12 protein-coding genes are annotated in these 15,264 nt (G+C 41.4%); 7 read left to right on the top strand and 5 right to left on the bottom strand.

Annotation, left to right across the window (positions count from 1 at the left end):
- Positions 1-35 precede the first annotated feature (35 nt).
- Positions 36-1,025, bottom strand: a complete 990-nt coding sequence (gene accA / locus ACOCD9_RS16670) for an acetyl-CoA carboxylase carboxyl transferase subunit alpha (RefSeq protein ID WP_069475688.1) — start codon at positions 1,023-1,025, stop codon at positions 36-38.
- A 174-nt stretch (positions 1,026-1,199) separates the two neighbouring features.
- On the opposite strand from accA, the gene ACOCD9_RS16665 reads away from it, so the two are divergent.
- Positions 1,200-2,147, top strand: coding sequence for a spermidine synthase (locus ACOCD9_RS16665; RefSeq protein ID WP_419548004.1), 948 nt, complete (start codon positions 1,200-1,202; stop codon positions 2,145-2,147).
- A 48-nt stretch (positions 2,148-2,195) separates the two neighbouring features.
- Here ACOCD9_RS16665 and recJ read toward each other — a convergent pair whose 3' ends face one another.
- The 3 genes from recJ to sbcC form a co-directional block, all read right to left on the bottom strand.
- Positions 2,196-4,478: a single-stranded-DNA-specific exonuclease RecJ gene (recJ, locus tag ACOCD9_RS16660; RefSeq protein WP_419548003.1), complete on the bottom strand. Its 2,283-nt coding sequence runs from the start codon at positions 4,476-4,478 to the stop codon at positions 2,196-2,198.
- A 69-nt stretch (positions 4,479-4,547) separates the two neighbouring features.
- Positions 4,548-4,802: a MoaD/ThiS family protein gene (locus ACOCD9_RS16655; RefSeq protein ID WP_287701979.1), complete on the bottom strand. Its 255-nt coding sequence runs from the start codon at positions 4,800-4,802 to the stop codon at positions 4,548-4,550.
- 19 nt (positions 4,803-4,821) lie between these two features.
- Entirely contained in the window at positions 4,822-7,845 is a 3,024-nt protein-coding gene (gene sbcC, locus ACOCD9_RS16650; RefSeq protein ID WP_419548002.1) for an exonuclease subunit SbcC, read from the bottom strand.
- Between the two features lie 377 nt (positions 7,846-8,222).
- On the opposite strand from sbcC, the gene ACOCD9_RS16645 reads away from it, so the two are divergent.
- Together ACOCD9_RS16645 and hrcA are read left to right on the top strand one after the other, a co-directional pair.
- Entirely contained in the window at positions 8,223-8,561 is a 339-nt protein-coding gene (locus tag ACOCD9_RS16645) for a rhodanese-like domain-containing protein (RefSeq protein WP_002744103.1), read from the top strand.
- A 366-nt stretch (positions 8,562-8,927) separates the two neighbouring features.
- Positions 8,928-10,004: a heat-inducible transcriptional repressor HrcA gene (gene hrcA, locus ACOCD9_RS16640; protein ID WP_419548001.1), complete on the top strand. Its 1,077-nt coding sequence runs from the start codon at positions 8,928-8,930 to the stop codon at positions 10,002-10,004.
- Here the strand turns inward: hrcA and ACOCD9_RS16635 are convergent.
- Positions 9,991-10,284 (bottom strand): hypothetical protein, encoded by a 294-nt coding sequence (locus tag ACOCD9_RS16635; protein ID WP_002760270.1) that lies wholly within the window; start codon positions 10,282-10,284, stop codon positions 9,991-9,993. The genes hrcA and ACOCD9_RS16635 overlap by 14 nt on opposite strands.
- Positions 10,285-10,513: 229 nt before the next feature.
- Here ACOCD9_RS16635 and menA point away from each other — a divergent pair, with 229 nt between their 5' ends.
- The 4 genes from menA (at position 10,514) to rlmD (ending at position 15,176) form a co-directional block, all read left to right on the top strand.
- Positions 10,514-11,422, top strand: coding sequence for a 2-carboxy-1,4-naphthoquinone phytyltransferase (gene menA / locus ACOCD9_RS16630; protein ID WP_419548000.1), 909 nt, complete (start codon positions 10,514-10,516; stop codon positions 11,420-11,422).
- A 180-nt stretch (positions 11,423-11,602) separates the two neighbouring features.
- Positions 11,603-13,297: a helicase HerA domain-containing protein gene (locus tag ACOCD9_RS16625; RefSeq protein WP_002737662.1), complete on the top strand. Its 1,695-nt coding sequence runs from the start codon at positions 11,603-11,605 to the stop codon at positions 13,295-13,297.
- 56 nt (positions 13,298-13,353) lie between these two features.
- Entirely contained in the window at positions 13,354-13,806 is a 453-nt protein-coding gene (locus tag ACOCD9_RS16620; protein ID WP_419547999.1) for a DUF29 domain-containing protein, read from the top strand.
- 2 nt (positions 13,807-13,808) lie between these two features.
- Positions 13,809-15,176, top strand: coding sequence for a 23S rRNA (uracil(1939)-C(5))-methyltransferase RlmD (rlmD, locus tag ACOCD9_RS16615; protein WP_419547998.1), 1,368 nt, complete (start codon positions 13,809-13,811; stop codon positions 15,174-15,176).
- Positions 15,177-15,264: the final 88 nt, after the last annotated feature.

The following is a 15,264-nucleotide window of genomic DNA, read 5'->3' as shown; positions in this document are numbered from 1 at the left end:
TCACTGAAAACTCACATCTGATCACTGATCACTGATTAAGCTGTAGCCTCTAAAAATACGCCTAAATTGCGGAATTTTTGATAACGAGATTCGCGCCGTTGTTGGGGAGTTAACAAAGATAAAGTCTCTAAATTTTCACTAATAGCGGCTTTTAAATTGGCTGCCGCTTTAATCGGATCAGCATGGGCCCCTCTGGAGGGTTCAGGCACGATCTGATCGATAATATTTAAATCTTTTAAATCTTTTGAGGTAATTTTGAGGGCAACTGCTGCTTTATCGGATTTTTTGGCATCTTTCCAGAGAATGGCGGCACAAGCTTCGGGAGTCGCCACGGTATAGACAGAATGCTCTAACATTAACAGGCGATCGCCGACACCAATCCCCAAAGCGCCGCCGGAACCACCTTCGCCAATAACAGTACAAATGATCGGCACATCTAAACGGAACATTTCCCGAAGATTATAGGCGATCGCTTCTCCTTGACCTAATTTTTCCGCTTCCACCCCCGCCCAGGCGCCGGGGGTGTCAATAAAGGTTAAAATCGGCTGATTAAACTGATGGGCGTGTTCCATTAAACGCATGGCTTTACGATAACCGCCGGGGGCAGCCATGCCGAAATTTCTAGCCACATTATCCTTAGTATCCCGGCCTTTTTGATGCCCGATAATCACCACGGGACGACCGTTAAAACGGGCAACACCACCCACAAGGGCAGGATCGTCGTAACCACCGCGATCACCGTGTAACTCGAACCATTCATCGGTGATGGCTTGAATATAGTCTAGGGTACTGGGGCGCCGGGGATGACGGGCTAATTGTAGCCTTTGGGAAGGGGTGAGATTGCTAAAAATTTCGCGACGTAATTGATTAGCTCGTTCGTCTAGTTGACTAATTTGTTCCGAGACATCTACGCCATTTTCTTGGGCTAATTCTTTAATCTGTTCGATGCGGGATTCTAATTCGTAGAGGGGTTTTTCAAAATCTAGGAGAAAAATCTTTTTCTCGGTAGTCTCGTTTTTGGTCATAGGTTAGTGGCTAGAAGTTTACTGTTCGCTAATCCTTTCTAGCTTACCGTTTTTCAGCGATCGATTATCGACAGCTTCGGGATGACTGGGAGATAATTCCAGGTTATCGATCGAATTTTGTCAATTGTTGTATAATGATAGATCGTGCCTTTTTCACCCCAAGGAGGATTAGTTATGGCAGGAAGTGAACTAAAAGCGGATCTATGGGTTAACGAATATATTACCCCCTGGGACATTTATAGTCATGGGGTTTCGCGGATTTTAGCCTACAAAAAAACCGCTTTTCAGGAGATGTATATTGTAGAGTCGGGGGCCTATGGAAAAGCCTTGGTACTGGATGGGAAATGGCAATCTTGTACGGGGGATGAATTTATTTATCATGAAGCATTAGTGCAACCGGCAATGATTGCCCACCAAGAACCAAAAACTGCTTTAATTCTGGGAGGTGGTGAAGGTGCGACAACGCGGGAGTTATTGCGTTGGAAAACAATCGAAAAAGTGATGATGATCGATATCGATGGGGATGTGGTGGCAGCTTGTAAGGAACATCTTCCCGAAATGCACCAAGGCACTTTTGATGATCCTCGTTTTGAGTTAGTTGTGGCCGATGCTTTAGAAGTTTTAGACACCACTAATGATAAATGGGATATTATTATTTCTGATCTGGTTGATCCCATCGAAGAGGGTCCCTCTTTCCCCCTATTTACGAAAGAATACTTTGAAAAACTACAAAGAGTTTTGGCAGCCAATGGCATTGTGGTTGTCCAATCTGGCCCGGTTTCTCCCCCTTCGGTGATGTATCATGCGCGTTTGGTGAATACTTTAAAAGCAGTTTTTCCCTACGTTCATTCCTATTGCGCTCCTACTCCTAGTTATGGTTCCCCTTGGGGTTTTACTCTCTGTGCTAATCATCCTTTAAATACTCGTCCCGATCCCGATGTGGTGGATGAATTAATCACCGATACAACTACGGGAGGATTACGTTTAATTGATGGCATGAGTTTACTAGGAATGTTACAAACTCCTCTCTATATTCGTCAAGCAATCGCACAAAATACGGAAGTTTATACCCTAGCAAAACCCCCGAAATTCTTCGGTCAAGGAGTTATCAGTAATCAGTAATCAGTTATCAGTTATCAGTTATCAGTGGTCAGTAAATAAGGGTTATAACTAGAAATCGATCGAGTCTTCATGATTGAGAATTGTTTGCAGTATTTCTAGGGGAACAGTAGCAAAGTATTGCTGGAGAAAGTTTTCTAGGGCTACCGCTTCTAGAAATTGCTCAATCTTATTAATTTTCGCCTCATGATTGACTAATTCAAAGGATAAATTTTCTTGATTTTTCTTGACTTTAAAGCCATTTTCTGCTAGGGAAACTAATCCTAATTCTAGGGTATGATAACTGAGGTTTAATCGGTTTTGTAATTGTTGACGGGAAATACTGGTTTTAGTTCTAGCTAAATATTTCCCAATCCCCACAAGGTTTATCCATGAGGTGTGAGCGGATTTTTTTAAAGGACTAGCATAGGCAAGAACTAACTTTTTATCCCGTAAAATTGCCTGTTGATATTCCCTAGAAAGTTTTGTCCAATCCCGGGGACATTCCCGGAGAAAAAGGGGATTTAATTGGTTAACTTCTTGATTAATTTCTCGATTACGATTGTCGATTAAAAAATCTTTTTTATTGCCATAGCTTAGGAATTCTTGTTGATAGGGTTGCAGAGCAATTAATCGCACTTCATAGCGATTTTTGGAGGTATTAAAATCTAATTCAACTACGGCATCATAACGGGTATCGGCAGCAATTTCGTCTCTCTGATGACCCCACCACATACCGGGGAATCCCTGCTCGATTGAACTATCCCAGATCTCAAAAGTTGTCCGGGGATAAGCAATTTTTCTGCCTTTGAAATCCTCAAGATTTTTATGCCAAAGATTGTGAAAATAACAATTTTGAATTAATAGCTTCGGTGTCGGATTACCCATCCCGCAGGGTTCTAGTAATTTTAATTCTCGAAATAGACTTTTTCCCAATTGGGAAACCGTCACCACCGCAGCCACTTCTATCTCGGAAGAAAGGGAAGTTAAATCAATTCCTGTGCGTCGCAACTGTTGATTAATTCCCTCAATAAATAGGGGTAAATTTTCTATGGTTAAACTTAAACCTGCGGCCAAAGGATGACCACCAAAACGATGTAAAAGATGGGATTGAGAAGATACTAATTGATAGAGATCGATCTCACGAATTGACCGAGCGGAACCCTTAGCAAAAGGTGGTTCACTGGTACTTAATAAAATTGTTGGTCGCTGGTATTCTTGGGCAATTTGTCCCGCAACTAATCCTAAAATTCCCGCCGGCCATTGGGGATCATCTAAAATAATTACATTAGTGGTAGAAAGATCAATTCTCTCTAGTTTTTTCTGAACTTGTTTAATAATATCCCGTTGGATTTCTTGGCGACGAATGTTGGCTAATTCCGCTTGTTCAGCTAATTCGTGACAACGTTTTTCATCTTCACTGGTAAGTAATTCCACACAAAATCTAGCATCGCCATAAATGCGACTGACGGCATTAATTCGCGGTCCAATACCGAAGGATATATCCATCGGTCTATCTCCGGTTTTGTTACATAAATCCAGTAATTTTTTAACTCCCAAGCGCTGAGTATTTTGCAGTTTTTGCATACCTTTTTGGGCTAAATAACGACATTCTCCCGTCAATTTGACTAAATCAGCAATTAAACCAATCGCAACTAAATCCAGTAAATTTTCTAGGGGTTTTCTGGGAATATCTGCCATGGTTAAATACATCGCTTCCACTAATTTATAAGCAACAGCAACCCCAGAAAGATGATAGAAAGGATGGGTTTCCACAAAGTAGCGGGGATTAATCAGGGCAATCACCTCGGGGCGCTCGTCGGGTAGGGTATGATGATCGGTGATGATAATATCGATGCCTAAACTTTTTGCATAGTCAATTTCAGCGATATTCGTGCTTCCCGTGTCACAGGTGACGATTAAACGGGTTCCTTGATGCGCTAGTTTCTCGATACCAGGACAATTGAGGCCGTGGGATTCTTTTTGGCGATCAGGTATGTAATAATCTAACTGTTGATAGGGTGGGAAAAACTGCCCCAATCCTTCCCAGAGGACACTGGTAGCGGTGACACCATCGGCATCAAAATCACCCCAAATAGTCACTTTTTCGCCTTTATTTAGGGCTTTTTCCAGTCTTTTGACGGCGAAGTTCATTTCTTGCCCAAAATCAAAGGGAGTTTTTGACTGATAAGCTTTCTCATCCAGAAACGTCCCCAGAGTCGCCCCATCCCGGACACCGCGATGCCATAATATTTGTGCTACGACGCTGCCATCCGACTCTGGGGTGTAGTCTTGGACTATTTTTAAAAACTCTTGGGGAAGAGACACCGATGGGGGAATTTGCCAGTTAGACACGGGATATCAAGGAAAAAGTAATAAGGAAGAAAGGTGACAGTCAACTTTTGTGATTTTCCCTATCTCCATTTAGCCACCACTAACGGGGGGAATTAAAACTATCTCATCGCCATTTTTGAGGATTTTCTCTCCCGAAACAAACTGGAGATTGACTCCAAAACGAGTAACATCCCGCCATCTTTCTAATTGAGGATAGGGGGCTATAATATAGTTTAACACTTCTGTAACGGAAGTGTAGGCAGGAAATTCAAGGTTTAATTGTGAAGTTTGATAGACTTCTTGATAAATAGCAAATAGTTTTACTGTGACCGTAATTTTTTCCATCTTTACATCAATATTTTTCCTAGGATAATAACATTAATTGAGAACCCTGTTCGGTTTTGTGGACTTCGATGCGATGTTGAAAAGCTTCTTTAAATTGGGGCATATGGGTTACAGTCAAAATACAGGCAAAATCGGCGGATATAGCGTTAATTGCCGCGATTAAGCGCTCGCATCCTTCCGCATCCTGAGTTCCGAATCCTTCGTCAACAATGAGCATTTGTAGGGCTGTTCCGGCTCTTTGTGCCAATAATCTCGCTAAAGCTAATCGAATCGAGAAATTAATCCGAAAAGCTTCTCCTCCTGAATAGGTTTCGTAGGGACGGGATCCCCGGGTATCACCAATAATAATATCTAAAGTATCGATTGACTTTTGTTGCTGTTTCTTAGTACCTTTACCACTTTTTTGGGTTAAAAAATGCACATGAAATTGATTACCAGTTAAGCGAGCTAAAATATGATTAGTTTGGGCTTCTAACTCTGGTAAAACATTCTCAATCATCAGAGTTTGTAAACCATTTTTGCCGAAAGCTAGGGCTAACTCTTTATGAACTCTATATTGTTTTTTAACTTTAGCTAAATCGCTTTCTTTTTCTGTCAGTTGTTTACCTAAAGTTTCTAGTTGATGTAATTTCTCCTCAACCCGACCTTTTTGGGAGAGCAATCCATCAATTATCTGTCTTCGCTGTTGAATATTAGTCGATAATGCGGCTATTTCTTGGCGATAGTCAGTCAAAGTACCAATCTTTTGACTAATATTTACTAACTCCTGATTTATCTTCTGGCGATCCTCATTTCGCAGTTGTAATCTTTGCTCAATGTCAGCGATTTTAGCGGCTATTTCTGGATAATTTTTTTCTGCTTGTTGCCAGTCTTGATACTGTAATCTTACCCCCTGTAATTGTCGGATCAGATTTTGAATATTCTGATGTTCACTGCGATCATAATTTAAGTTTTGAATAAGCTTTTCTAAGCGTTCAATTTCCTGTTTAATTGGGGAATTTTGACCTAGTTCTTGCTTCTCTTGTTCTAGTCTAGCTAATTGATTAATTAAATTAGGTTTCTCAGCCTTGATATTAGCTAAACGACGGTTTGCTTGCTTAAGTTCTGATTCTTGAATTTCTGCCCAACGCCATCTTTTTTCTTCTCCTCTGACTAAAGCATGACTTTGTTCATCATAGTTTAATAGGGCGATTTCTTGATTGACAATTTGCAATTCTTGCTGTAGTTCTAAGGCATAATTGCCACTGCTTAAAAGTGCTTCTAACTCGACAAGTATCTCCTCGGTTTTCTCTAGTTCTATTTCCTTTTCTTCAATAGTTTCTAACTTGACTTCCAACTGCACATATTTTTGTTGTAGATTCGATCGTGCTGGCAATTCTTGTTTAATTTGGGCTAATTCCTCGCGTAAACGTTTTAAATCTCGATCGCAGTCTGCCATCTGTTCCTGTAGGGACCAAATTTGCTCTTGAATTTGTTCTTGATGTTGATGGGTTTTCCTGATTACCTGATGACGGTGATGACTGTCTAAATTCTGTTCACACAAAGGACAAACCGAATCGGGAATATTCAATTTTTCCAATTTATCAGTTAACTCTAAAAGTTGTTCTTCATATCTTTTCTGTTGCTCCAATAAACTTTTTTTATCCACTTGTTTAACGGTTTCCTTTTCTTCCACTCGTTCACAATAGGTTTGTTTTTTGTCTAGTTCCTTAATCCGTTTGGCTAAATTGAGAGCCTCCTCTCTTAGTAGAGGAATACGAGCGATTTCTGTCTCTAATTGTTGCCGATTTCTTTGCAGTTGTTCCCGACGAGCATTAATCCTGGCTTTTTCCCGTTCCAACTGCATATTTAGATCAGCTTTTCGGCTATTTAAAGGAGCATATTTTAAAGCTAATCTATCCAATTCCTGAAGACGTTGACGATGATAATTTAACTTCTCTAATCCTGCTTGAATATCTCCCGCTTGCTCGATAATTTTTTGAGTTTCTTGTTCCTGTCTTCCCAATTCTTCTAAACGAGCGCTCGTTTGTTGGATGGGAAGGGTAAATTCGTTAATTTTTTGCTGTAATTTCTGTTCTAATTGTTGTTTATCATACTGGGCCTGTTGCCAAGCTTGCAATTGACTTGACAAACTGGCCTCTTTCTGGTCTAAATTGATTAGGCGCTCGTGTGCGGTAATAATCTCATTTTTGCGATGAAGAATAGTCCTTATTTGATTTAATTGATTGTCTAGACTAACTTTTTCCCGGTCTAATCTCTCGATTTCTGCTAATAAAGCTCGCTCCTGTTCTCTTTGCCACTGCAGCTGTTTTTCCCAATTCTGACGCTGATTTTCTTCCCCTTGCAGTTGCTGTAAACGCCGATTATTTACCTCTTGTTCTTGATTAATTTGGTTAATTTGGGTGCTTAACTCTTGCAGGTGTTCCCGATAGGAATTTTTCTCCTGAAGACGGAGTTTTATCGTTTCTACTTGCTGCTCAATCTGGAGGGACTGTCCATCAAATTGTTTCGATATATCCTTAGCTTTATTTGCTAAAATTTCATAGCGATCGAGTTGTAATAATTCTGCTAAAATCTGTTTACGACCACTGGGAGGCTGTTTCATAAACTCGTCCGCTTGTCCCTGTCGTAAATAAGCAGAATTAATGAAAGTTTTATGATCTATTTTTAGATAAGTATTAATCTGTGCTTGGGTATCTTTAATACTTTTGCCCGACAAAGGACGAAAACTTTGATCATTAATCACCTGAAAATCTAAACCAGAAGCTTTTCCCCCCCGGTGACGACTACGGATAATTTTATAAATTTCTCCCCCATAACTAAACTCGAAATCTACCCGCGCATAATCGCTGCCCGCATGAATGACATCATCAGCAATCGAGACGCGACTTTCTCCCCAAATTGCCCAAGTAATTGCTTCGAGTAAAGAGGATTTTCCCGCACCATTGGCACCACAAATACAGGCAGTATGTAATCCGCGAAAATCTAGCACTGCCTCGCGATAACTGAGAAAATTTTTCAGGGTTAATTGTAGGGGAATCATAAGCTGGGAGGAATTATGAATTATGAATTATGAATTATAAAGTGGGGAGGTGGGGGGATGGGAGTGGGGAAGTGGGGAGGTGGGGAGATGGGGAGAATGCAGTACAGATTAGAAATTAATCAGAGGATAAAAAACTGGGGAAAAGATAGCTTCAGCGCAATACATCTGGGTGAATCTATTCGGTATCAATAACTCTCTCCTACAATAACCTCTAATCAAAGCTTAACTGAAATCCAGCCGGGGGCAAATGCGCTTTTTTTGTTCCTCAGAATTCTCCTCACCATCATCACAACCTAGGCACTGTTCACAGATAACCGCTCAGGGTCCCTCGATTTGCTACTCTAAAGGAAAGATAACCGATTCTTAAAACCAAATCTATGAGCATTCCCGAAATTAGCGTCCATGAACTCGCTCTCCGTTTAGCCGATCATGATCCTAATTTACAACTTATTGATGTGCGCGAACCGGAGGAAGTTGCCATGGCATCTGTAGCAAATTTTACCATTTTACCCTTGAGTCAATACCAAGAATGGTCGCCCACTATTGCCACCCAATTCAACCCCCAAGCGGAAACCCTCGTTATCTGTCACCATGGCATGAGATCCCTACAGATGTGCCAATGGCTACAAAGTCAGGGTTTTACTAATGTTAAAAATATTAACGGTGGCATCGATGCTTATTCCCTCCTCGTCGATCCTAATATTCCCCGTTACTAATTTTGATCGCCCCCATCGGGAAAAGAGAGGGGTACACTATCCCCTTTCTCCCCATTGATTACGGTTCTTCGGTTTGTCTTCTGCAATGGACGGGGTTATAAGGAATGAAACCCTTATAGAGACAGACATTGCTGCGATTTTTGTCAATTGTTTTTGATCTAGAGCGAACTAATCAATTAAATCTCTTGCCAGATAAGGATATAGTCGATTTATGCCACCCGATCGAACCATACCAAGTAACGAAGAACCTTGATAACTGATAACTGATAACTGATAACTGACTACTGATAACTGATAACTGATAACTGATTAAGCGTTATACTGTCTAAAAAAATGTTATAAATCTTTTGTTAAGATTATTCCCCTATGTCCGCTAGAAACCATCTCAGCGATCGCTATCAACATATCCTTAAGGCCACAATCCAACATTATATTGCCACGGCCGAACCAGTTGGCTCGAAAACTCTACTCGAAGAGTACAAATTTACTATTAGTTCCGCCACTATTCGCAATGCTCTCGGTAAACTGGAAAAAGAAGGTTTACTCTATCAACCCCACACTTCCTCCGGACGCATTCCCTCCGATTGGGGTTATCGTCTCTACGTCGATGAGTTAATGACTCCCGATGACCGTATCGGCGAAAAAATCGGCTATTATCTGCATCAAAACGCTAAATCTCCCGCTTGGAGTCTCGAAAGTCTGCTACAACGGGCCACCCAATTTTTAGCCGGTTTAAGCGGTTATATCGCTATCGTTACCCTTCCCCACACCCTCACTAATACCCTGCGTCATCTGCAATTAATCCCTGTCTCGAACCGGCAGATCATGTTAATTATTGTTACAGATAGTTTACAAACACGCTCGGTTATGATAGAGATTCCTGAGTCTATGGCAACGGACAAGGAGGATGGATTAGCAGAAGAATTACAAATCCTCTCTAATTTTCTCGGGGAAAAATTAAAAGGTTATTGCTTGGCAGATTTAATTAACCTCGATTGGCAGCAAATCGAGCGAGAATTTACCCGTTATACTCATTTTCTCCAACAATTAAGCCAAGAAATCAGCGCTAGTCTCCAATCCACTGCCATCCCAGAGATTATCGTCCATGGTGTTGCTGAAGTCATTCGACAGCCAGAATTCGCCCAATGGCAACAAGTACAAATGTTACTGCATCTCTTGGAAGCAGAACAGGATCGCCTTTTACCCCTGATTTTACAAAGACCAGAACTAGAAAAATCAGCTAAAAAAGTCAAAATCACCATTGGTTCCGAAAATCCTCTGGAATCCATGCGCCCTTGTACTCTTATCTCCGCTTTTTATAAACAGGGAGACACTCCCGTCGGTAGTGTCGGCATTATCGGACCGACGCGAATGTTATACGAAAATACTATTCCCCTAGTGGAATCCACCGCTAACTATCTCAGCGAGGCTATAAGTAAGTAGATATCCCCCGCAAAGGTTCGGGAATGGGACAATCGACAGTAAACTCTAAAATTGTCTCACCATCCCCCAAATAACCAGAATTGGCAAAACAGAGCAACATCCGCACCAGCGCCACCCACACCTCTGCATCGAACTCCCAATCCTGTCCCCGACGCGCTCCACAGGCGATCGATTTTAGCGCCCAAAAATAACTATTTCTCACCACCGAACCGCCTTTTTTATAAACAGGTACATCCTCATGGTGAATATAAAGAATATCATCTTTAGCGATCGCTCTCATCGGTGGCTAGGAAAGTTATAGGAATTTTCAGCTTACCGTCTAGAGAATAACACCCTATGTTAAATTTTGGGCGCATCCCCTGCACCCCTGCCATTTTTAATAACTTCTGTTGATCACCACAAATAGGAAATGCCGCCTTTCTAGTTGAGGCACAAAAAGCTATAATTCTACCTTAAACCCTCGTTTTTTATCCCTAGAGCGATCGAGTTTTCCTGATTATTATTCAGCTATGACCACCGATACTATCACCACTCCCTCACCCAAAAAACTCTGGTTAGCAGCCCTGAAACCACCAATGTATAGTGTGGCGATTATACCGATTATTTTGGGAACAGCGATCGCTTATCAGGAAACAGGTCAATTTTCCCTGCCGATTTTTGCCACTTTTATCCTCTCAGCTATTTTAATTCTCGCTTGGTTAAATCTCAGTAATGATGTTTTTGATGCCGATACTGGGATCGATGTTAATAAGGCACATTCGATCGTTAATTTAACTGGCAATAAATCTTTAATTTTCTGGCTCAGTAATCTTTTTCTATTAGTGGGTATTGCTGGTATTTTTGCTATTAGTTATTGGCGAGGCGATTGGATGATCCTAGAATTAATCGCCCTCTGCTGTTTTTTGGGCTATACCTATCAAGGTCCTCCCTTCCGTCTCGGTTATCAAGGATTAGGGGAAATTATCTGTTTTTTTACTTTTGGACCCTTGGCGATTGCCGCTGCCTACTATTCCCAAGTTGGTGCTTTTTCTGTCCCTAGTCTAGCGGCTTCAATTATTATCGGGATTACCACTTCTATCATCCTTTTTTGTTCCCATTTCCATCAAGTTGCCGATGATCTCAAAGCGGGTAAAAAATCACCTATTGCTCGTTTAGGTACTTTAAAAGGTTCTAGAGTTTTAACCGCAGTGACGGTTCTCGTTTACGTTTTAACGGTAGTTTTTGTCCTGCTGCAGGTTTATCCCCCTCTCACCCTCTTAATCTTCCTTAGTCTCCCTTTCGCTTGGCAATTAGTCAACCACGTTAACCAAAATCACGACCAACCTCAGCTAGTCAGTAACTGCAAGTTTATAGCGGTTAATCTCCACTTTTTTAGTGGCATTCTCTTCTCCCTTGGTTATTTCCTTGTTTCCCGTTGATCAACCCGATTTTTTTTCTTAAACCCCTTTATCAGTTATCAGTTATTAGTTTTGAGTTTTAAGTTCACTGATTACTGTTTACTGATCACTGATCACTGATGACTGTACCCGATCGAGTTTGCACCGATTAACGGAAAAGTGACAGAATAGGGAGATAGATCGCCACAAATAAAGGTTAGCATGAGTGAACAACCCCTCGGATCGGTTATTCAAGGTTCCCTGAGTGAAGGTTTAGAAATCCGTCTTTATCCGGATATTTCCGTGGAAGATATGCGCGTCGGTAAATTTTTAGTGGTGCAAGGCACTCGCTCGCGTTTTTTCTGTCTCCTCACCGATGTCTCCCTGGGTAACTCTAGTCCCCGGATTATCGCGAATCCTCCCCATCCCGATGATAGTTTTATGCGCGATGTTTTAGCGGGTAGCGGTACTTATGGTACTATTGAACTATCACCTATGCTCATGTTTACGCCGACTGGAGGTAATTCCCCGGCAGTTTCCGACACTTCCTTAGGCTCTTTTCAACCCCAAACCAGTGCCGATTTAGAATTACTGCCAGTTAAAACTATTCCCGCGCATTTTAGCCAAGTTTATGAAGCTTGTGAGCAGGATTTTCGCATGGTTTTCGGTTGGGAAGATGATCCCACCAGAAAGAATTTTGCTATTGGTCAACCCCTTGACATGGACGTGCCAATATGTATTAATCTCGATCGCTTTGTGGAACGTAGTAACGGCGTTTTTGGCAAATCCGGGACGGGAAAATCCTTTTTAACCAGGCTCTTAATTTCGGGTATTATTCGCAAACAAGCAGGGGTTAACCTCATGTTTGATATGCACTCGGAATACGGTTGGGAAGCGATGAAAGAAGGGAAGGAGGTTTCTACGGTGAAAGGATTATGTCAATTATTCCCCGGACAGGTAGAAATTTATACCCTCGATCCCGATTCTACCAAACGCCGGGGAGTAAGAGGAGCGCAGGAATTATTCTTAAGTTATAATCAAATTGAAATCGAAGATATTCGTTTAATCGGTCGGGAATTAGGCATCTCGGAAGCTAGTTTAGATAATGCCAATATTCTCTATAACGAGTATGGAGAATCTTGGATTACTCAGTTATTAAATATGAGTAACGAGGATATTAAAATCTTCTGTACGGAAAAACAGGGCCATGCGGGATCAATCATGTCCCTCCAGAGAAAATTAATGCGTCTAGATAGTTTGAAATATTTAAGAAGTTCTTGTCCCCACAATTATATCGATCAGGTGTTGCAAGCTTTAGATGCGGGTAAGCACGTTGTTATTGAATTTGGCTCCCAAAGTAATATGCTTTCCTATATGTTAGCCACCAATATGATCACCCGTCGGATTCATGCTAATTATGTTAAAAAAGCTGAATATTTTTTACAAACTAAAAACCCCGTTGATCGGCCGCAACAGTTAGTGATTACCATTGAAGAAGCTCATCGATTTCTTGATTCTGCTGTGGTACATCAAACTATTTTTGGAACTATCGCCAGGGAGATGCGAAAATACTTTGTTACTCTCTTAATTGTCGATCAAAGACCTTCAGGAATTGATAACGAAGTTATGTCTCAGGTAGGGACAAGAATCACCTGTTTATTAAACGATGAAAAGGACATCGAAGCCATATTTACTGGAGTTTCTGGAGGGGGAAGTTTGCGATCAGTTTTAGCGAAATTAGACTCAAAACAACAAGCTTTAGTTTTAGGTCATGCGGTCCCTATGCCGGTAGTAATTCGTACTCGCGCCTACGATCAAAAATTCTATACTGAAATAGGTGCGACCGACTGGCGAGAATTACCCGATGAGGAAGTATTAGCGGCGGCCAAAATTGCCAAAGCCGATCTAGGATTTTAGAAAAATTAATTTTTGATTGTAGAATAGAGTTGGATTGTTTTTACTGTTTACCTCCCATGACCGCTCAAATACCGATCTCGAAGATCAGCTTATACGATCGAGATTTTCAGCTATGGATCGAGACAACCGTTAACCAATTACGACAGGAGGATTTTGCTTCGGTTGACTGGACTAATCTGATCGAGGAATTAGCAAGTATGGGAAAAAATAATCGACACGCTCTCAAAAGTTTGTTAATTCAATTATTAGCTCATCTGCTCAAGTTAATTTATTGGCAGACGGAAAGAGAGTATAATGCTAATAAATGGGAAGCGGAAATTATTAATTTTCGAGTTCAAATTGCCGATCTGCTGGAAGACAGTCCTAGCTTAAAACCTTATCTCCTCGAAATTTTCGATTCTTGTTATGGAAAAGCTAGGCAAATAGTCTCGAAATTGAGCAGGCAAGAAATTCCCATAGAAGTCATTATTACCCCAGCAGAAACCCTGGCTGAAAACTGGTTTCCCTAACTATGCAACAAGGTGATTTAATCGAGATCGAGATTACCGACCTCAACCATACGGGCGAAGGTGTGGGAAAATACCGAGGACAGGTGATTTTTGTGCCAGATACGGTTATTGGCGATCACATTCAAACTCGCATCACCTATATCAAAAAAAGTCATGCGATCGGCAAACTACAAACTATTCTACAAGCATCTCCCCATCGTATCCGTCCCCGCTGCATCGTTGCCGATAAATGTGGTGGCTGTCAATGGCAACACATCGAGGATCAATTTCAGCTTCAGGTCAAAAAAGAGCAAGTACAAGAGGTATTAACCAGAATTGGTGGTTTTACCGATCCTTTGGTTTATCCTCCCCTCACCGGTAATTCTCCCCTCGCTTATCGCAATAAAGCTACCTATCCCCTCGGATTTTCCCCCACCGGCAATGTGCAAGCGGGTTATTATCGTCGCGGCAGCCATCATCTGATTAATCTCAATCAATGTCCAATTCAAGATCAGGCTTTAAATCCGTTTCTAGCAGAGATAAAACAGGATATTCAGGAGCAAGGCTGGTCAATTTACGATGAAAAGACCCATCAAGGACAATTACGCCATTTATCCCTAAGAATTGGCCGCCACACGGGAGAAATTTTATTAACCCTGATTAGTACCGATAATAATTTACAGGGAATTGAGACCCAAGCGCGGCAATGGCTGGCAAAATACGGCAATTTAGTCGGTGTAACCGTCAATTATAACCCCGATCGAGGTAATGCTATTTTTGGCGCTCAGACCACAACTATCGCCGGAAGGGACTATATTAACGAAAAGTTCGCCGGATTAACCTATCAATTGGCTGCCGATACCTTTTTTCAGGTTAATACAGAGGCTGCTGAAGCCTTATTTACGCTTATTTGCCAGAAATTAGAGCTTAAAGGTGAAGAAATTCTTATTGATGCCTACTGTGGTATCGGTACTTTTACTTTACCCCTTGCTAAACGGGTTAAAGAGGTGATTGGACTAGAATCCTATAGCTTTTCCCTCGATCGAGCCAAGATTAACGCCCAATTAAATAATATTACCAACACAACCTTTATTTTGGGGGCAGTAGAAAAAACTTTACCGCAACTGACAGTTAAACCCGACATTATTCTACTCGATCCGCCCCGCAAAGGTTGCGATCGCTCTGTCCTTGATAGTTTGTTACAGCTGCAAAGTCAACGCATTGTTTATATAAGTTGTCAAAGTGCAACTTTAGCCAGAGACTTGCAATATCTCTGTCAAACAGGCGATTATCAACTGCTAGAAGTGCAAACCGCCGATTTCTTTCCTCAAACTCCCCACGTCGAATGCGCTGCTTTTCTTAGACAAAAAAACACAAATATGGTAGGATGAGAGATGAGGAAAAACCTGACACTTTAGCCGTTTATACCTGAAAAGTCAACGGTTAGGGATAATAGCATATTAGGAACCGTTCCAATCA

Source organism: Microcystis sp. (genome assembly GCF_048564745.1).
Taxonomy (GTDB): Bacteria; Cyanobacteriota; Cyanobacteriia; order Cyanobacteriales; family Microcystaceae; genus Microcystis; species Microcystis ichthyoblabe_A.
This window is presented reverse-complemented; position numbering and strand designations above follow the sequence as displayed.

Coding starts and splice junctions, on each gene's coding strand:
- accA (WP_069475688.1), bottom strand. CDS start 1,025: ATGACCAAAAACGAGACTACCGAGAAAAAGATTTTTCTCCTAGATTTT.
- menA (WP_419548000.1), top strand. CDS start 10,514: ATGACCACCGATACTATCACCACTCCCTCACCCAAAAAACTCTGGTTA.
- ACOCD9_RS16625 (WP_002737662.1), top strand. CDS start 11,603: ATGAGTGAACAACCCCTCGGATCGGTTATTCAAGGTTCCCTGAGTGAA.
- ACOCD9_RS16645 (WP_002744103.1), top strand. CDS start 8,223: ATGAGCATTCCCGAAATTAGCGTCCATGAACTCGCTCTCCGTTTAGCC.
- ACOCD9_RS16665 (WP_419548004.1), top strand. CDS start 1,200: ATGGCAGGAAGTGAACTAAAAGCGGATCTATGGGTTAACGAATATATT.
- ACOCD9_RS16620 (WP_419547999.1), top strand. CDS start 13,354: ATGACCGCTCAAATACCGATCTCGAAGATCAGCTTATACGATCGAGAT.
- ACOCD9_RS16635 (WP_002760270.1), bottom strand. CDS start 10,284: ATGAGAGCGATCGCTAAAGATGATATTCTTTATATTCACCATGAGGAT.
- sbcC (WP_419548002.1), bottom strand. CDS start 7,845: ATGATTCCCCTACAATTAACCCTGAAAAATTTTCTCAGTTATCGCGAG.
- rlmD (WP_419547998.1), top strand. CDS start 13,809: ATGCAACAAGGTGATTTAATCGAGATCGAGATTACCGACCTCAACCAT.
- hrcA (WP_419548001.1), top strand. CDS start 8,928: ATGTCCGCTAGAAACCATCTCAGCGATCGCTATCAACATATCCTTAAG.
- ACOCD9_RS16655 (WP_287701979.1), bottom strand. CDS start 4,802: ATGGAAAAAATTACGGTCACAGTAAAACTATTTGCTATTTATCAAGAA.